The organism is Mesorhizobium sp. M8A.F.Ca.ET.208.01.1.1 (assembly GCF_004791315.1).
In the GTDB taxonomy this organism is placed as follows: domain Bacteria; phylum Pseudomonadota; class Alphaproteobacteria; order Rhizobiales; family Rhizobiaceae; genus Mesorhizobium.
Genome location: NZ_SRUT01000002.1, coordinates 79,276 through 97,300 on the forward strand (window position 1 = coordinate 79,276; position 18,025 = coordinate 97,300).

Annotated in this window: 18 protein-coding genes; 9 read left to right on the forward strand and 9 right to left on the reverse strand. The window is 65.6% G+C overall.

Translation table 11 applies throughout. From position 1 onward, the window contains the following. Window positions 1-19: 19 nt before the first annotated feature. From EN851_RS10910 to EN851_RS10920, 3 genes are all read left to right on the forward strand, one after another. Window positions 20-205: a DUF1059 domain-containing protein gene (locus tag EN851_RS10910; RefSeq protein ID WP_027047304.1), complete on the forward strand. Its 186-nt coding sequence runs from the start codon at window positions 20-22 to the stop codon at window positions 203-205. 245 nt (window positions 206-450) lie between these two features. After that, on the forward strand, window positions 451-1,029 hold the full coding sequence (locus EN851_RS10915) for a hypothetical protein (RefSeq protein WP_127869771.1): 579 nt from the start codon (window positions 451-453) through the stop codon (window positions 1,027-1,029). 87 nt (window positions 1,030-1,116) lie between these two features. Then, window positions 1,117-2,103: a S8 family serine peptidase gene (locus tag EN851_RS10920; RefSeq protein WP_135929213.1), complete on the forward strand. Its 987-nt coding sequence runs from the start codon at window positions 1,117-1,119 to the stop codon at window positions 2,101-2,103. A 48-nt stretch (window positions 2,104-2,151) separates the two neighbouring features. On the opposite strand, the gene EN851_RS10925 is transcribed toward EN851_RS10920, so the two are convergent. From EN851_RS10925 to EN851_RS10935, 3 genes are read right to left on the reverse strand one after another with little or no spacing between them, the layout of a single operon-like run. Continuing rightward, entirely contained in the window at window positions 2,152-3,414 is a 1,263-nt protein-coding gene (locus tag EN851_RS10925; RefSeq protein ID WP_135929214.1) for a CCA tRNA nucleotidyltransferase, read from the reverse strand. Beyond that, window positions 3,411-4,043, reverse strand: coding sequence for a CoA pyrophosphatase (locus tag EN851_RS10930; RefSeq protein ID WP_127869773.1), 633 nt, complete (start codon window positions 4,041-4,043; stop codon window positions 3,411-3,413). The genes EN851_RS10925 and EN851_RS10930 overlap by 4 nt, the downstream gene beginning before the upstream one ends. Continuing rightward, a complete protein-coding gene (locus tag EN851_RS10935; RefSeq protein ID WP_127280907.1) occupies window positions 4,043-4,672 on the reverse strand; it encodes a DUF1285 domain-containing protein in 630 nt (209 codons plus the stop codon). The genes EN851_RS10930 and EN851_RS10935 overlap by 1 nt, the downstream gene beginning before the upstream one ends. Window positions 4,673-4,830: 158 nt before the next feature. Between EN851_RS10935 and EN851_RS10940 the strand changes: the two genes are divergently transcribed. The 4 genes from EN851_RS10940 to EN851_RS10955 all read left to right on the forward strand — a co-directional run bounded on the left by EN851_RS10940 (window position 4,831) and on the right by EN851_RS10955 (window position 11,785). Continuing rightward, window positions 4,831-5,835, forward strand: coding sequence for a MoxR family ATPase (locus EN851_RS10940; RefSeq protein ID WP_127280906.1), 1,005 nt, complete (start codon window positions 4,831-4,833; stop codon window positions 5,833-5,835). Continuing rightward, window positions 5,835-6,830 carry a DUF58 domain-containing protein gene (locus EN851_RS10945; RefSeq protein WP_135929215.1) on the forward strand — a complete coding sequence of 332 codons (996 nt, stop codon included), beginning with the start codon at window positions 5,835-5,837 and terminating at the stop codon, window positions 6,828-6,830. Before EN851_RS10940 ends, EN851_RS10945 begins: the two co-directional genes overlap by 1 nt. Next, window positions 6,827-9,649 carry a DUF4159 domain-containing protein gene (locus EN851_RS10950; protein ID WP_135929216.1) on the forward strand — a complete coding sequence of 941 codons (2,823 nt, stop codon included), beginning with the start codon at window positions 6,827-6,829 and terminating at the stop codon, window positions 9,647-9,649. The genes EN851_RS10945 and EN851_RS10950 overlap by 4 nt, the downstream gene beginning before the upstream one ends. A 63-nt stretch (window positions 9,650-9,712) precedes the next feature. Continuing rightward, the gene (locus EN851_RS10955) at window positions 9,713-11,785 is read left to right on the forward strand and encodes a hypothetical protein (protein ID WP_135929217.1); all 2,073 of its coding nucleotides are present in this window, start codon (window positions 9,713-9,715) and stop codon (window positions 11,783-11,785) included. Window positions 11,786-11,959: 174 nt separating this feature from the next. Here the strand turns inward: EN851_RS10955 and clpS are convergent, their stop codons facing one another. The 4 genes from clpS to EN851_RS10975 all read right to left on the reverse strand — a co-directional run bounded on the left by clpS (window position 11,960) and on the right by EN851_RS10975 (window position 13,515). After that, entirely contained in the window at window positions 11,960-12,265 is a 306-nt protein-coding gene (gene clpS / locus EN851_RS10960) for an ATP-dependent Clp protease adapter ClpS (protein WP_127278085.1), read from the reverse strand. Window positions 12,266-12,394: 129 nt separating this feature from the next. Continuing rightward, complete coding sequence (locus EN851_RS10965) at window positions 12,395-12,709, reverse strand: hypothetical protein (protein ID WP_127278086.1); 315 nt, start codon at window positions 12,707-12,709, stop codon at window positions 12,395-12,397. A gap of 162 nt (window positions 12,710-12,871) precedes the next feature. Further along, entirely contained in the window at window positions 12,872-13,180 is a 309-nt protein-coding gene (locus EN851_RS10970; protein WP_127278087.1) for a hypothetical protein, read from the reverse strand. Window positions 13,181-13,215: 35 nt separating this feature from the next. Next, window positions 13,216-13,515: a hypothetical protein gene (locus EN851_RS10975; protein ID WP_135915184.1), complete on the reverse strand. Its 300-nt coding sequence runs from the start codon at window positions 13,513-13,515 to the stop codon at window positions 13,216-13,218. A gap of 282 nt (window positions 13,516-13,797) precedes the next feature. Between EN851_RS10975 and EN851_RS10980 the strand changes: the two genes are divergently transcribed. After that, on the forward strand, window positions 13,798-14,514 hold the full coding sequence (locus tag EN851_RS10980) for a response regulator transcription factor (protein WP_127278089.1): 717 nt from the start codon (window positions 13,798-13,800) through the stop codon (window positions 14,512-14,514). Further along, window positions 14,511-15,920 (forward strand): ATP-binding protein, encoded by a 1,410-nt coding sequence (locus EN851_RS10985; RefSeq protein WP_135929218.1) that lies wholly within the window; start codon window positions 14,511-14,513, stop codon window positions 15,918-15,920. The genes EN851_RS10980 and EN851_RS10985 overlap by 4 nt, the downstream gene beginning before the upstream one ends. Before the next feature lie 19 nt (window positions 15,921-15,939). On the opposite strand, the gene choV is transcribed toward EN851_RS10985, so the two are convergent. Beyond that, entirely contained in the window at window positions 15,940-17,121 is a 1,182-nt protein-coding gene (choV, locus tag EN851_RS10990; protein WP_127869780.1) for a choline ABC transporter ATP-binding protein, read from the reverse strand. Further along, window positions 17,118-17,972: a choline ABC transporter permease subunit gene (choW, locus tag EN851_RS10995; protein WP_135881225.1), complete on the reverse strand. Its 855-nt coding sequence runs from the start codon at window positions 17,970-17,972 to the stop codon at window positions 17,118-17,120. Before choW ends, choV begins: the two co-directional genes overlap by 4 nt. Between the last annotated feature and the right edge of the window lie 53 nt (window positions 17,973-18,025).

Below are 18,025 nucleotides of genomic sequence, written 5' to 3' on the forward strand. Positions count from 1 at the left end.
GAGCAAGAGGAGAAATCCCATGAAGCAATTTCACTGCGGGTCGCTCGTTCCCGGCTGCGAATGGCACACACGGGCCGACGAGGAGGCCGAGGTGATGCGCCGCGCCGTCGAGCATATGCGCGAGACGCATGGCGAGACGACCATCCGCGAGACGATGATCGAGGCGATCCGCTCGCGCATCGAGAAGGTCCGCGACGCCGCGTAGGTGCGGCGGGGGGTTTTCAGGTAATAACAAAAGAACCGCGGTGCGCTTGGGTAACGCGTGCCGCGTCGATTTATTTGCGAGACAGTGCCTGCATCTCAAAAAATTATATTTGCTCCAGCTAAAATAAACCGTGCGGTAACCGAACCCGTGCGATCGTCGGACTGATTTCCAGACTACAGGGGGCTGCCAGAGAAGCCCGTCGCCGTCAGGCACTGGTCCGGAATCGGTGGGCGAGGTGTTCGCGCATGCGCGAAAAGTCCGGCAATCGTGCCAGTTTGTGCGCAACGGCGCTCCTGCCGTGGGCGCTCCTTGGCGCGTCGCCGGCGATTGCCCAGGACATGACGACATCGCTCATCGACATCCATCAGGGCTCGCCGGTCAGCGACAAGGCGAGAGGCCTGGGTGACGGCGGGTATGAGTTGCAGACCGGAAGCCGGGTATCGTTCAACCAGTGGTACCAGACAAACTGGGTCGACACGCATGTGGACCTGATGACGCAGATCACGCAGGACACCGGTATCCTTTGGGGATTTGGCACTGGGGAACAAGGCGAGAAGTATCGCATCGCGCCCAGCCTCAAGCTCGGATTCCTCACACAGCTGCATCCGAGCGCGAACAGCATCCTGTCCCTGTCGTTCACCACGACCTTCGGCGGCAAGCTCAGCGAAAAGCCCTGCCAGGCCGATTATGGCGATCTGGGCACCTTCAGCGTCAATTGCCGGCTCGCCGCCGGGGAGATGGCACCCGAGGAAACCTTGAAATATCTGGCTAACGCTAAACCGGAGAGCCAGCATCTGTGGCTGAATTACCGTGTTACTTTCTGATCGCGAGGGGCCGGGCACGAGATGTCGCGTAGCCGCGGAAGATCCGCGATCCTCAGTCCTAGCTTCTGTTTGAACCGGGGTAAAAACATGTCAAATACGCATTGGAAATTCGCTATTGCCACGGCCCTCGCCCTCCTGCCGGCATCGATTGCCGTGGCTCAGGAAGCTGTCGGTCCAGATCCGCTGTCCGCGCTCTGCGGCGGCGGTCAATCCAACGCATCCATATGCCTGAGCGCAACCCTGCCGGCGGCCACGTCGCAGACCTTGCAAAACTGGATGAGCCCGGATGTCGGGGCCGCATGGCGTGCCGGTTACAAAGGCAAAGGCGTCACCATCACGATCGTCGACGACTTCTCCAGCACCTCGAAGTTCAGCGGCAATTTCGGCATCGGCACCCAGACCCAGCGCCATGGCGAATGGACCCGCGAAGAAGCCAGCATGATCGCGCCGCTGGCGACGATACGGTCGAAAGACTTCTCCACCAGTTCCTCGGTCGCGCTGGCGCCGGGCCTGAACGTGCTCAATCTGAGCTATGGCATGTACGCCAAGGCAGGCTACAGCCCAAGCCAGATCGGATGGAGCGCCGAGGAAGCCTCCATCATCTCCTATGCCACCAAGGGAACGGCCGTGGTTTCGAAGGCCGCGGGGAACGACGCGGTTGCCGTGGGCGGCGTCACCAGCGGCCAGCAGGATTATCTCGACCTCGCCTTGGTCGGAAAGGCATCCGCGATTTTCGTCGGCGCGCTCAACAGCAACGGCACGACGTCGAGCAAGGCCACCATGGCCTGGTATTCCAACACCGCCGGCACCAACACGGCTGTGCAGAGCCATTTCCTGGTCGTGGGTGTCACCGGGGACAAGACCGGCCTTTACGGCACCTCTTTCGCCGCGCCGATCGTTGCCGGCTACGCCGCCATCGTGGGCAGCAAGTTCACCAAGGCAACGTCGACCCAGATCACCAACCAGTTGCTGAATACGGCCCGGACCGACACGTTGGCCAACTACAGCGCCTCCGTCTATGGCAAGGGCGAGGCAAGCCTTTCGCGTGCCCTGGCTCCGCTGTCGATCAAGTAGCAGGACGGAACAGCAGGGCAACACCGGCGGAGACCCGGCGTTTCCGACCTACGTGTCAAGCGCTTGCGCGGCGCGTTCGAGCAACGTGGCGCGATCAGGCGCAAATCCCGCCTCGACCCATTCGGCTTCGAGGTTCTTGAGGATTTCGCCGAGCTTCGGTCCCGGCTTTGCGCCGAGCGCCGTCAGATCGGCCCCTCTGAGCGGAAACTCGGGCCGTTCCCATTTGAGCGCAAAGCCAAGCAGGCGCGAAAAGCCGCCCGCTTGAAGCAATGCGTCATTGTCCTCGACGGCGCGCACCCGCGCCGCGGCAAGCGACAGACGCAGGCGGTCGACAAGCCCTTGCCGGTTGCCGCGATAGAGCCGTTTCGCCAGTTCGCCTTCGGTCGTCTTCGGCTCGACGGCCGTGGTGAGGGCCCAATGGAGCATGCGGTCGGCTTCGGCGGTCGAGAACCTGAGCCTCTCGGCCAGCGTCTTCATGCGCGCCGCATCCGGCGGCACGATTGCCTCCAGCCGCAGCATCGGATCCACCGCCCAGCCCAGGTCTTTCTCGGCCTTGGTCAACCCGTGGATCGCATCGATACCCCATTTCTCGCTTTCCGACAGCGCGGCGGTCAGGACACCAGCCTGGCGCATCCACAGCAGTGCGCGTGAGGGATCGGGGGCCGACAAAAGCTTCTTCAGTTCGGACCAGACGCGTTCGGCCGAGAGCTGGCCAAGACCGTCCTTCAGCCGGGCGCAGGCCTTCAACCCCTCGGCATCCGGCCGGCCGTCGCCATACCAGGCAAAGAAACGGAAGAAGCGCAGGATGCGCAGATAATCCTCGCGGATGCGCGCCTCCGGGTCGCCGATGAAGCGCAGCCGGCGCGCCTCGATGTCGGAAATGCCGCCGACAAGGTCGACAACACTGCCGTCGGCCTCGGCGTAGAGCGCGTTGATGGTGAAGTCGCGCCGCTCGGCGTCGAGCTTCCAGTCGCGTCCGAACGACACCTTGGCGCGGCGGCCATCGGTCTCGACGTCGGCGCGCAAGGTGGTGACCTCGTAGGGTTTGCCGCCCGCGACCACCGTGATCGTGCCATGTTCGATGCCGGTCGGCACCGCCTTGAAGCCTTCCGCTTCGGCACGGCGGATGATCTCCTGCGGCAGGCAAGAGGTGGCGATGTCGACGTCGGCGACAGGCTGGCCCATCAGCGCGTTGCGCACGGCGCCGCCGGCGATACGCGCCTCTTCACCGCCTTCGGTGAGCGCGCCAAGCAGGCGCTGCAGATGCTTGTCGGAGAGCCAGTCGGCCCTGCCCGCGATCGAAACACTCACGCATAGAGCCTTTCATAGAGCGTACGGATGATACCGGCGGTGACGCCCCAGATGCGCCGGTCGCCATAGGGCATGTCGTAGAAGAACCATTCGAGATCGTTCCACATGCGGCTGTCGCGCTTGTGATTGGCGGCGTCCATCAGGAAGCGCAGCGGCACCTCGAAGGCGGCATCGACTTCGTCGGCGTTCAAAGCCAATTGGAAACCCGGCCGCACGATGCCGAGCACCGGCGCGATGCGGTAGCCGCTGCCGGCAACGTAATCCGGCATGCGGCCGATGATTTCGATACGATCCTGGCCAAGGCCGATCTCCTCGAAGGTCTCGCGCAGCGCCGCCGCCTCCGGGCTCGCGTCGGTCGCATCGATCGTGCCGCCCGGGAAAGCCACTTGCCCGGAATGATTGCGCAGTCTCTCGGCCCGTTTGGTCAGGAGAACCGTCGCCTCGCCGTCATGGTCGACCACCGGGATCAGCACCGCCGCATTGCGCAGCGGCTTGCCCGGGTTGAGGCGTGGGTGGCCGGGATTGAAGCGGTGATCGCCATAGTCGTCGCCGGCATGCGCGTCCGGCTGCGCGGCGAAGCGCGCGCGAAAATCCGCCGATGAGAACGGCGCCGGCGATATCTGGTCCATCACGCGCTCAACCGCTTCAACTGATCCGCAGGCATGATCGGAAACACGGCATTCTTCGAGCGCACCGAAAACATCGTCCGGCCGTCGATCTCGATCTCCTCGCCATGCCCCACCAACTCATACATGACCGGCCGCGCCACCAGCGCCTCCAGCCTGCCGCGCACCAGCAGATATGGCTTCAAACCGCCCGTCTCGTTCTCGTCGACGAAGCGCAGCGGCCGCTCCGGCCCGGCCTCGACCACGTCGCCGACATTGGTGCGGAAGGTGATGACCTGATCCTCGCCTTCGCCCGAAACATCCATCTCGACGGCGATGAACGGCGCATCGGCGACGCGGATGCCGACCTTTTCCACCGGCGTCACCAGATAGGTCCTGCCGTCGGCGTCCTTGCGCAGCACGGACGAGAAAAGTTGCACCAGCGGCATGCGGCCGATCGGCGTGCCCAGGTAGAACCAGGTGCCGTCGGCCTTGATCTCCATGTCGAGATCGCCGCAAAAGTCGGGATTCCAGCGCTCGACCGGCGCCGCGCCCTTGCCGGCACGGGCCGCGCGCGAGATCAGCGCCTCGAGGCCTCGGGCCTCGGTGGCCTGCGTAAGGCTTTGTTGGCGATGTTCGTGGTGTTCGCTCATCGTCACGAAATAGTCACTGTTGTTCCGCTTGTCAGCCTAAGTCTGTGATTTAAGTTCCAGCATAGGCGCTCCGCGAGGCCGAATCGCGGCAACCTATGGTATGGTGCGGGCCAGTATTTCCAAACCATGGCATTTCCAACCAAAGGGATCGATGCGGCATGAGCGTGATGGTCAAGGAAAGCCCGATTAGCGAAACGGACATGGTCGCCGAGGCCGAGAAGGCGCTTGCAGACATCTCCAGGATCCGCGACGGGGTTGGCCGGGTGATCTTCGGCCAGGAGCACGTCGTCGAGCGCACCCTGGTGGCGCTGCTTGCCGGCGGCCACGCGCTGCTGGTCGGCGTGCCGGGCCTGGCCAAGACCAAGCTGGTCGAGACGCTGGGCATCGTGCTCGGGCTCGATTCACGCCGCATCCAGTTCACGCCCGACCTGATGCCGTCCGACATCCTCGGTTCCGAGGTCATGGAGCAGGACGAGACCGGCAAGCGCTCGTTCCGCTTCATCTCCGGCCCGATTTTCGCCCAGCTGCTGATGGCCGACGAGATCAACCGCGCCTCGCCGCGCACGCAATCGGCGCTGCTGCAGGCGATGCAGGAATATCACGTCACCATCGCCGGCGCGCGCTACGATCTGCCCTCGCCCTTCCATGTGCTGGCGACGCAGAACCCGCTGGAGCAGGAAGGCACCTACCCGCTGCCCGAAGCCCAGCTCGATCGCTTCCTGATGCAGGTCGACATCCTCTATCCAGAAATCGAGGCCGAGCGCCGCATCCTTCTGGAAACCACCGGCGTCGAGGACGCCAAGGCCACCAACGTGCTGCAGCCGGCACGGCTGAAGGAGATCCAGACACTGATCCGCCGCATGCCGGTGCCCGAAAGCGTGGTCGAGGCGATCCTCACCCTGGTGCGCTCGGCGCGTCCGGGCCAGGGCAATGCCGACACCGACAAGCATGTCGCCTGGGGCCCAGGCCCGCGCGCCAGCCAGGCGCTGATGCTGTGCACCAGGGCCCGCGCGCTCTATGACGGACGGCTGGCACCCTCGGTCGACGATGTCAGGGCGCTGGCCGAGCCGGTGCTGCAGCACCGCATGGCGCTGACCTTCGCCGCCCGTGCCGAAGGCACCAGCGTACGCGATGTGGTGGCGAAACTCGTGAAAGGTATTTGATGGCGCGTATCGGCGAGGTCCAGGCTCCGGCAGCGACGCGCGACGCGCTCGCCCGCGGCCGGTTGCGGGCTTCGCTCGTGCCTGACCTGCTGGTCGAGGCGCGCCGCATCGTCAACACCGTGATCGCCGGCTGGCATGGCCGCCGCAAGCGCGGCATCGGCGAGAATTTCTGGCAGTTCCGGCCCTACGTCGAAGGCGATTCCTCGCGCATCGACTGGCGCCGCTCGGCCCGCGACGACCACACCTATGTGCGCGACCGTGAATGGGAAGCCGCCCACACGGTCTGGCTGTGGGCCGATCCCTCGCCGTCCATGCTCTACAAGTCGACCGGCGCCGGCGTTTCCAAGCAATCGCGCGCGCTGGTGCTGACGCTGGCCATGGCCGAGCTTCTGTCGCGCAGCGGCGAGCGCATCGCCTGGCCTGATCTGACCGATCCGTTCACCGCCCGCAACGGCGCCGAGCGCATCGCCGCCCAGCTCATGCATGCCGGCGATCTGCCGGCAAAACCCGATCTCTCCGATATCAGGCGCTTCTGCGACATCGTCATCGCCAGCGATTTCCTCGATCCGGTCGAGGAAACCATGGCCTGGCTCGACGTGCTCGCCCGCCACGGCGTGCGCGCGCATCTGATCGAGGTCGCCGACCCGGCCGAGGAAACCTTCCCTTATGCCGGCCGCACCGAGTTCACCGATCCCGAGACCGGCGACAAGCTGACCGCGGGGCGCGCCGAAATGCTGGCCGACGAATACCGCCTGCTCTACACCGCCCGCCGCCAGGAACTGGCCAGTTGGTGCAAGCGGCTCGGCTGGAGCTTTACCGTCAACCACACCGACCGGCTGGCGTCCGACGCGCTGGTGCGCCTGCACATGGCGATGACCGCCGATGGCGGTAAGCCTGGCATTTCCGCCGATGGCGGTAAGCCCGGCATTTCCGCCGATGGCGGTAAGCCCGGCATTTCCGCCGATGGCGGTAAGCCTGGGAAGGCTGTCGCATGAGCTGGCTGCCGCTCTCCTTCGGCGCCCCCATGGTGCTGTGGGGCCTGTTGGCGCTGCCGGTGATCTGGTGGCTGCTGCGGCTCACCCCGCCTAAGCCGCAGACCGAGGTCTTTCCGCCGCTGAAGATCCTGGCCCGCGTGCTGAGGCGCGAGGAGACACCGCAGCGCAGCCCCTGGTGGCTGACGCTGCTCAGGCTGCTGATGGCGGCCCTCGTCGTCGCGGCATTGGCCGAACCGGTCTTCAATCCGCGTGAAAAGCTGCCGGCCGAGGGTGCCGCGCTTGCCCTGGTCATCGACAATGACTGGGCCAGCGCCGCCGACTGGAACAAGCGCGTCGCCACGGCCGAACGGCTGATCAACGACGCCGGCTCGAACGGCGTGCCGGTCGTTATCGCCTTCACCGCCGAAAAGCCCAATGCGGAGATCGGCCCCTTCGATGCCGCCGCCGCACTCGACCGCTTGCGCGCCGCCAAGCCGCGGCCGATCCCGACCGACCGGCCCGCCGTCTATGCCCGCGTCGCCGGCGTGCTGGGGGGCTTGCCCGGCGCCAGCGTCGCCGTGCTCGCCGATGGCCTGGCGGCAAAGGGCGACGAGGCCGCCTTCAACACGCTGTTGTCGAAAAATGCCGCCCGCGTCGTCTGGGCGGTGGCCGACCGGCTTTCCCTGACCGGCCTGACGTCTGCCGAAAACCAGGTCGATGGCTTTGCCCTGACCGCCGTCCGCGCGCCCGGCGATCCCGCCCCGGCTCAGGTCACCGCCGGCGCCTTCGACGACAAGGGCCGCCGCATCGCCGATGCGACCCTGACCTTCGCGCCGGGCGAGGCCGCGGCCACCGGCACCATGGCGGTGCCGTTCGAATTGCGCAACGACTTCGCCTCGATCGCGCTCGATGGCGAGCGGCATGCGGGTGCCGTGCGCGTGCTCGACGAAAGCTCCAAGCGCCGCCGCGTCGGGCTGTTGTCGCAAGCCGAGGCCGACCAGGCGCAGCCGCTTCTGTCGCCGCTCTACTACATCAGGCGCGCGCTGCAGCCCTTCGCCGATCTGGTCGAGCCCTCCAGCGCCGATCTCGCCGACGCCATCCCGCAGATCCTCGACCAGAAGCCGGCGATGATCGTCATGGCCGATATCGGCACCATTCCCGCCCAGGTTCGGCAAAGGCTGGTCGACTGGGTCGACAATGGCGGCACGCTGGTGCGCTTCGCAGGCTCGCGGCTGGCCGCCGCCGGCAATGATGACGATTTGCTGCCGGTCCGCCTGCGCACCGGCGAACGTTCGCTCGGCGGCGCGCTGTCATGGACCTCGCCGCAGCCGGTCACCGAATTTCCCAAGGCCGGCCCGTTCGCCGACCTGGCGCCGCCGACCGAGGTCACGGTGACCAGGCAGGTGCTGGCCGAACCGACACCCGACATCGTCGAGCGCACCTGGGCCGCCCTTGCCGACGGCACGCCGCTGGTCACCGGGCTGAAGAAGGGCAAGGGCACGCTGGTGCTGTTCCACGTCACGCCCGAGGCGACATGGTCGAACCTGCCGATCTCGGGCAGTTTCGTCGAGATGCTGCGCCGCATCGTGCAGCTGTCGCGCAACCAGGGCGCGGCGGTCGCCAATGCCGAAGCCGCCGCCACGTCGCTGGCACCCTATCGGATGATCGCGGCCGACGGCTCGCTGGTGCCGCCGACACCGGATGCACGGCCGCTGGTGCCGGGCGCTGGCACGCTGCCGGTCACCTTCGAGAACCCGCCAGGCCTATATGGTTCGGAGACCGGCGTCTTCGCCCACAATCTGCTCGATGTCGCAAGCACCTTCGAGCCACTGGCGCGCCCGCAAGTGACGGTGCCGGTCACCACCATCCAGTATGCCTTTGACGAATCGCGCAACTTGAAGGGCGCGTTGGTCGCCGCGGCTCTGTTGCTGATGCTGCTCGACACGCTGGCGGTGTTGTGGATGGGCGGCCTGTTTTGGCGCCGGCCGCGTCGGGCCGGTGCCGCTGCAACCACCGCCGCCGTGCTGATCGCGCTTGGCGCGCTGTTCGGCCACGCCGACCTTGCTCGTGCCGACGACGCCAAGCCGGGTGACCAGGGCGCTATCGAGGCAATTTCGAAAACCCGCATCGCCTATGTGCTGACCGGCGTGCCGGGTGTCGATTCGATCAGCCGCGCCGGGCTCGAGGGCCTGACCCGCTTCCTGATCGAGAAGACGGCGCTTGAACCGGGGGCGCCGGCCGGCGTCGACATTTCGAAGGACGAGCTGTCCTTCTATCCCCTGATCTACTGGCCGATCGACCCGGCGGCACCGATGCCGAGCCAGGCGGCCATCGCCCGCATCGACGCCTATATGCAGCAAGGCGGCACGGTGCTGTTCGACACGCGCGACCAGTTCGCCAACGGCATCGGCGCCGATTCCACCAGCCCGGCGACCGAGCGGCTGCGCGACATTCTCGGCAACCTCAACGTGCCGCCGCTGGAGCCGGTGCCGTCGGACCATGTGCTGACCAAGTCCTTCTTCATCCTGCCCGAATTTCCCGGCCGCTTCGCCGGCAGCCCGCTCTGGGTCGAGGCATCGCTCGATGCCAGCAATGCCGACAACCGGCCGGTACGCACCGGCGACGGCGTGTCGCCGATCATGATCACCGCCAATGATTTCGCCGGCGCCTGGGCAGTCGACGAGAATGGCGACCCGCTCTTGCCGACCGTGCCCGCCGACCCGATGCAGCGGGTCTACGCGCTGCGCGCCGGCGTCAACATCATGATGTACATGCTGACCGGCAATTACAAATCCGACCAGGTGCATGTTCCCATCCTGCTCGAACGTCTGGGGCAGTAGGATGATGCGTTTTCTTGCGCCCCTCACGATGATCGATCCTCCCCCGACGCGGGAGGATAGGGCATGAACTGGTCGATCTCCTTCGAACCGCTTCTATCCTGGCCGCTTTTGGCCCTGGTGCTGGTGCCGTTGGCGCTGCTGGCGCTCGTCGGCCTGTGGTTCCGCCAGCGCGGCGCGGTCCTGCGCTTCGTCGCCCTGTTGGCGCTCGCCGCCGCCCTCTTCAATCCGGTGTTCCTCAATGAGGAACGCGAGCCGCTGAAAAGCGTCGTCGCGCTGATCGTCGACCGCAGCCAGAGCCAGGATATTGGCGACCGCACCAAACAGACCGACGAGGCAGTGGCCGGGTTGCAGCAGCGTCTTGGCAGCTTCAAGCAGTTCGACGTCCGCGTCGTCGAGGCCGGCAAGTCCGACGCCGCCGAGGAGCGCACCGAAACACGGCTGTTCGGCGCGCTGGAAGGCGCCTTCCGCGACGTGCCGCCCTCGCGCATCGGCGGCGCCATCATGATCACCGATGGCGAGGTGCATGACACGCCCTCGGGCACGCCCGATTTCAACGCCCCGCTGCACGCCTTGATCACCGGCAACGATCACGAAAAAGATCGCCGCATCCGCTTCGAGAACGCGCCGCGTTTCGGCCTTGTCGGCAAGCCGCTCGACATGACTTACCGCGTCATTTCGACCGAAAACGAGACCGGACCGGTCGACGTCCGGGTCTCGGTCAATGGCGAGCAGGTTTCGGTCGAGCATGCCACTGTCGGCCAGGCCATGCCGCTGCAGGTGACCATCCCGGGTGCCGGCCGCAACATCATCGAACTGGCCATCGACCGCGAGCCGGGCGAACTGACCGACACCAACAACCGCGCCATCGCGCTGGTCGACGGCATCCGCGAGAACCTGCGCGTTCTGCTCGTTTCGGGCGAACCGCATGCTGGCGAGCGCACCTGGCGCAACCTGCTGAAATCCGACGCCTCGGTCGATCTCGTCCATTTCACCATCCTGCGGCCGCCGGAGAAGCAGGACGGCACGCCGATCAATGAATTGTCGCTGATCGCCTTCCCGACCCGCGAGCTGTTCGTCGAGAAGATCAAGGATTTCGACCTCATCATCTTCGACCGCTACCAGCACCGCGACGTGCTGCCGATCCTCTATTACGACTACATCTCCGAATATGTCGAAAAGGGCGGCGCGCTGCTGATCGCTGCCGGTCCCGAATATGCCGGCGAGGCGTCGATCGCGCGCACGCCGCTGATGTCGGCCCTGCCGGCAATGCCGACCGGCGAGGTCGTCGACAAGGCCTTTTATCCCCGCCTCACCGAACTCGGCCAGCGTCATCCGGTGACGCGCGGCCTCGATGGTTCGGCCACCGAGCCGCCGCACTGGAGCCGCTGGTTCCGCACCATCGGCGTGCAGAACCCGCAAGGCGAAGTGGTAATGAAGGGTGCCGACAACCGGCCGCTGCTGCTGCTCGACCGCAAGGGCGAAGGCCGCGTCGGCATGCTTCTGTCCGATCAGGGCTGGCTCTGGGCGCGCGGCTTCGAGGGCGGCGGCCCGCATGTCCAGCTCTACCGGCGCATCGCCCACTGGCTGATGAAGGAGCCCGAGCTCGAGGAAGAACGGCTGACCGCCGAGGGACGCGGCATGGTGCTGGAGATCCGTCGCCAGACCATGGCCGACGATCCCGGCCCCGCGCAGATCATCACGCCCTCCGGCAAGACGCTCACCGTCAAGCTCGACAAATCCGAGCCCGGCGTCTTTCTCGGCAGCGTTCAGACCAGCGAGATCGGCCTCTTCCAGGTCGCCAATGGCGATCTCACCGCCCTCGCCCATGTCGGCCCGGTCAACGCACCCGAATTCGCCGACGTCGTCTCCACGCAGGAGCGGCTGAAGGCGCCGGCGGAAGCCACCGGCGGCAGCGTGCGCCGGCTGGCCTCGTCCACGGGCAGCGACGCGACGCTGCCATCCATCGTGCCGGTGCGTTCGGCCGGCGAAGCGTCGGGCAGCGACTGGATCGGCCTGCGCACCACCGACGACAGCGTGTTGAAGGCCGTGTCGCGCGTACCGCTGTTCGGCGGCTTCCTCGGCCTCGGCCTGCTGCTTCTGGCGATGGGCTCGATGTGGTACCGCGAGGGAAGGTAGCGGAGCGCTCTTCCCTTCTCCCCTTGTGAGAGAAGGTGGCCTCGCGAAGCGAGGTCGGATGAGGGGTGCTCCAGCTTGGCGCCGACGACACACCGGCACCCACCCCTCAACCGTCTCGGCGCTGCGCGCCGATCCACCTTCTCCCACAAGGGGAGAAGGAAAAAGCGCCCTCCCCTACTCTTCCGGTTCCGTCGTGAACAACAGCGGATAACCCTTCGCCTTGCCAGCGTCGGTCGCCCGCGTCGCCTTGGTCTCTGCGACATCCCTGGTGAAGACCGCGACCACGCAGACGCCGTGCCGGTGCGCGGTGATCATGACCCGGTGCGCCTGGTCCTCACTGAGCTTGAACTCGCCCTTCAGCACCGTCACCACGAATTCGCGCGGCGTGAAATCGTCGTTGACGAGGATGACCTTGTAGAGCTTCGGCCGCTCTGTCTGCGGCTTGACCTTTACGCGCGGTTTTGTGGCGATTTCAGGCATTCGAACCGACTGTTTCGCGATCGAGCTTAAGTCCGCATTTTGCCACGGGCGGCAGCGATCGTCCATTTGCGGACCGTCGGCGGGCACGCCCGGTCCTTCACGATCATGTGGGAAATGGTCTGTCGCGGTTCAACGGCCCTGACGGCCGAAGATGCGGCGACTTGCATCGGCATCCGCCCGGCGTTCCAGCCATGCCGCGATCGGCCATCCGGCAACGCAGATCAGTGTCGCGCCGGCGAGCACGATCAAGAGCCAGGCCTGCACGGGCGTGATGTAATCCCAATTGCTGGAAATCGCCGGCGCGAACAGCGAGGGCTCGGTGCGCCCGCTTGCCGGATCCGGCACGGGGCTGGCGGTGAGCAGAATCAGCACCCTGGCGGCGCCGGTGGCAACCAGGCCGCCGATCACCATGGAGCGAAAAATGGACGAGGGCCGCTTCTTCATGCGGATTGTCCTACCGGGCCGGCATTGCAAACGGGTTAAGCACGATCGAGATGCGTGGCTGGAAGCCGCCGGTGTTCAGCTCATCGATCATGCACTTGGCAGAAGGCCGCCCCAGCCGGTTTGCGGCTGGAGCGGCCTTGCTAGAACTGACCTCGAAGCTGATCAGGGCTTCTTGGGAGCAGCCTTCGCGGGGGCCGCCGTCGCGGGAGCCATCTTCGCGGGGGCCGCCTTCGCGGGGGCCTTCTTGACCGGGCACTTGTGCTTCTTGGTCTCCTTGCAGACGGTCTTCTTGGCGACCTTCTTCGGAGCAGCCTTGGCCGGAGCGGTGGTCGTCGCGGCAGCAGCCGGAGCGGTGGTCGTGGTGGCGGCAGCCGGGGCAGCGGTCGTGGTGGCGGCTGCATAGCCGAGAACCGGCATCGAGAAGGCGAGAGCGACGGAGAGACCAAGGGCGGACAGGATGGACTTGTTCATGGCTTCATTTCCTTTTGTATGCGGGTCTTTTTGAGTCACTGGACCGGGTCGTTCGGTGTCACTCCAAGCAGCTTCAGAGCATTGGCGAGCATCCGGATGCCCTGCGCCTGTTTCTTGGCGGCACAGTACCGGTTGCCCTTCCTCTGAAGTGCCTTTGCCGCGGTGACCTGCGTTGCCGTGGCATGGGTTTCGATGGCTTCATCAAATTGGTGGCTGAGATTGGCGCACCGTTCGCTCCGGGTGAGCGGCGCCTTTGCATCCGATTGGCCGACAGCGGCAGTGAGCAGGCCAAGGCCCAGCAAAACTCCCAACAAACTGATCGACAATCTTGGCATTGGTTTATCCGTGAACCCGGAGACTAGCGTCGCAGCCGATGACCTGACCGCCACGGCACCTTTATGCCGACCTACCTTTTCAGGAGTTTTTCCCGATTGTAGAATTTTGTTTCTGGATTGTGTCTGGCCAGGCCGGGGCCGGGCCGGCCGTCGCTTTCCATGTGGAGAAGGCGGAATTCATTCTCCCTTGAAAAGCAAGGCACTGGCCAACATATGGCCCGAATTCTATCGTGTGGCTCACCAGCCAAGAATGGCTTGGCCGGCAAACCAGACAGGGCAGCTGTGAAATCCGATGCGCACATACTGATCGTCGACGACGACAAGGGCATCCGCGACCTGCTTCAGGAGTTCTTCCAGAAGCGGGGCCTGCACACCTCGGTTGCCGCCGACGGCAACGAGATGGAAGCCATCCTGCGCCGCTCGCAGGTGGACCTCATCGTGCTCGACGTGATGCTGCCCGGCAGGAGCGGGCTGGAACTGTGCCGCGACCTGCGCGCCCAGTATACGACGCCTATCATCATGCTGACCGCCGTCACCGAGACAACGGACCGTGTCGTCGGCCTCGAGATGGGCGCCGACGACTATGTGCCCAAACCCTTCGACCCGCGCGAGTTGCTGGCCCGCATCCGCGCCGTGCTGCGGCGCAATGGCGCCACAGAGCCCAAGCGCGCCACCAGCAAGCAGATTTACCATTTCGCCGGCTGGACGATGGACTGCTCGCGGCGCCGGTTGACCGCGCCCGACGATGTCAGGGTCGAACTGACCATGGCCGAGTTCAACCTCCTGCACACCTTCGTCAAGAGTGCCCAGCGCGTGCTGACCCGCGACCAGCTCATCGAACTGTCCGGCGGCGACAGCGACTATTCCTTCGACCGCAGTATCGACATCCTGGTCAGCCGATTGCGGCGCAAGATGGAAGATGATCCCAAGACGCCCAAACTGATCCTCACCGTGCGCAGCGGCGGCTACCAGTTCCTGCCCGAGACGACCTCCGAATGAGACGTTTCCTGCCGCAGACCTTGCCTGTCTGGGTGCTGCTGATCGTCATTGCCGGCCTGCTGATCAGCCAGGTCGCGACGCTCTACATCGTGTCGCGCGACCGCGCTGCTGCCAATGACGTGGTCGACCTCTACCGCCTCAACGACCGCGCCTTCTCGCTCGTGCAGCTGATGAGTGGCGCCACGCCGGAGGAGCGCAAGGCGACCGCCGCGGGCCTGTTCAACTCAACATACGCGCTCACCGTCTCGGACACGCCCGCCGTCACCTCCTCGATCGCCGGCGATGACGAACTGGCCGAGCTCGAGGACATTCTTGTCGGCCGGCTGTCGAAGTTCGGCATCACCGACGCGCGCGTGCGCCGCGATCCGGCGACGCGCGAAGCCGACGATGCCGGCGGCGCCGCGCCGGGCCCCGATATCGGCCAGGTCGAGCGGGACCTCCTGGTGCTGGCCGCCGATTTCGCCCAGAGCGACAAGCTGACGGCCTCGCTGCGCTTCGCCGACGGCCAGTGGCTGAACTTCACCGAACCGATCACGCCCGTCGGCCCGATCCTGAGCATCGACAGCCTGCCGCTCTATGCGCTGATCGCCGGGCTGGTGGTGATCATGTCGATCTGGTCGCTGCGCCGGCTGACCGCGCCCTACCGGATGATGGAAACCGCCGTCAACCGGATCGGCAATGATCTCAAGAGCCCGCCGGTCACCGAGAGCGGCAGCCGTGAGGTGCGCGCCGCCGCCAGGGCGATCAACGCCATGCAGACGAGACTGCGCGAATATGTCGAGGACCGCGAGCACCTCGCGGCGGCCCTTGCGCACGACCTGCGCACGCCGATGACAAGGATGCGGCTGCGTCTGGAACTGTTGCGCAGATCACCGGCGCGCGAAGCGCTCGCCCACGATCTCGCCGACATCGAAGGCATCGCGAGCTCGGTGATAGACTTCGCCAAATTCGAGGTCACGGAAGAGAAGGCCGAGAGGATCGATTTCTGGTCGCTCGTGGAATCGATCGCCGACAGCTACGAGACCGTTTCCTTCGACAATGACGACACCCGCTCACGCGGCCTGATCTGCATGGCGCGGCCGGTGGCGCTCAAGCGCTGCGTTACCAATCTTGTGCAGAACGCCGTCACCTACGGCAAGCATGCGCATCTCAGCCTCAGCCGCTCGGACGGCACGATCACGCTCGCCATCCGCGACGAAGGGCCGGGCATACCCCAAGCCCAGATCGACGCCGTGTTCGGCTCCTTCGTGCGCCTCGAACACTCCCGCAACCGCCAGACCGGCGGGCTCGGGCTTGGGCTGACCATCGCCCGCAACATCGCGCGGGCGGCGGGCGGCGAAGTGCGCCTGTCCAACCACCCACAAGGTGGGTTGCTGACGGAGCTGAGGCTGCCGCTGGCGGCTTGAGCCTTGTCGCTTGGGGCCTCTACCGCCGCAGCACCGCGCTCAGCACATCCCTGATGCCGATGGCGCCGACGAAGCGGGACTGGTCGTCGAACAACGCCACCGGCGCCGTCTGCGAGCGGTGCATGGCCAGCATCACGGTTTTCAGCGACGTGCCCGGATTGGCCCAGAACACCTGACCTGCTTCTTCGGGCTGGCCCTCTATCCCGGTGCACGACGTCCACACCGCCGGCTTGCCGTCGCGTTCGGCCGCCGCCACCAGCCCGTGCTCGTCGATCTTGAAACGGGTCGTCTTGCGTCGGTCGAGCCACACCCAGCCGTCCGTGCCCTGTTCGAGATCGCGGCGGTCGCGCATCACGTTCCATGCGGTCAACACCGAGAGCGGGTTCACATTGGCGATGAAGTCGCGGACATAGTCGTTGGCGGGGCGCAGCACGATGTCTTCCGGCGCGCCCGTCTGGACGATACGGCCGCCCTCCATGATGGTGATGTGGCTGCCGATCTTCAGGGCCTCCTCGAGGTCGTGGCTGACGAAGATGATGGTCTTCTTCAGCTCCGCCTGCAGTTGCAGAAGCTCGTCCTGCAGCTTGGTGCGGATCAGCGGGTCGAGAGCCGAGAACGGCTCGTCCATCAACAGGATAGGCGCCTCGGTCGCGAAGGCGCGCGCCAGACCGACGCGCTGCTGCATGCCGCCCGAAAGCTCATGGGCGTATTTGTTCGACCATTGATCGAGGTTGACCAGCTTGAGCTGGCGATGCACCCGCTCCTTGCGCTCGGCATCCGGCACGCCGGCGAGTTCGAGACCGAGGCCGACATTCTCTTCCACCGTGCGCCATGGCAGGAGGCCGAACTGCTGGAACACCATCGCCACCTGTTTCTGTCGCAGCCGCCGCAAGGTCGGCTCGTCGCAGGTGACGACGTCGACCGTACGGTCGCCGTCCTTGACCAGCACTTGTCCGCGCGACACCACGTTGAGCCGGTTGACCGCGCGAAGCAGCGTCGACTTGCCGGAGCCCGACAGGCCCATCAGCACCGAGATTTCGCCTTCATGCACGGTGAGGCTGGCGCCTGCGCAGCCGAGCACATTGCCGGTCTTCTCGAGGATCTCGGCTCGGGTAGCGCCCTTGTCGATCATCGCCAGCGAGCCGGCCTGGTCGGCGCCGAAGACGATATCGACATTCCTGAAATCGACGGCGACGGTCATTTCTTGCCTCCAACGCCAATGCGGGTCATCCGGTCGAGCACGATGGCGAGCACGACGATGGCGAGACCGGCCTCAAGGCCAAGGTCGATGCGGCGCGAACCGAGCGCCCGGTTGATTTCCGTGCCGAGGCCACCGGCGCCGATCAGGGCCGCGAACACCACCATCGACAGCGACAGCATGATCGACTGCGTCAGGCCCGCCATGATGGTGGGCAGTGCGGAAGGCAGCTCGACCTTCCACAACAGCTGGCTCTTGGTGGCGCCGAAGGCCTCGCCGGCCTCGATGATCGACTTCGGCACCGAGACGACGCCGAGATGAGTGAGCCTGACCGCGGTCGGGATGACGAAAATGATGGTGACGATGAGGCCGGGCGCGTTGCCAAGGCCGAACAGCGTCAGCACCGGGATCAGGTAGACGAAGGTCGGCAGTGTCTGCATCAGGTCGAGCACCGGCAGCATGACGCGGTAGACCTTCGGCTTGTGCGCCGCCCAGATGCCGAGCGGCACGCCGATGGCCATCGCCATGGCGGCGGCGGCCACGACCAGCACCAGCGTCTGCACCGTCTGTTTCCAGAGATTCTGGTTGATGATGAAGATCAGGCCGAGGAAAACGCCGATGGCGAGCGGCCGTGAGCGCTGCAGCAGCCAGGCGACGATGGCGATCACCAAAGCGAGCAGCACCGGCGGCACCATCAGCAGGATGTTGACCAGCCCGTCGAGGATGAAATTCAGGCCATTCGAGAACGCCCTGAACACAGTGTCGAAATGGTCGGTGAGGAACCCGAAGAAAGCCTTGCCCCAGGGCCCGATGGGAATCTTGTAATCGATCAGGAATTTGGAAATCGGATCCATCTTGCCCCTCTTTGGCCTGCGCCGTCCTTGCCGGACGGTCATCTTCTCACAGC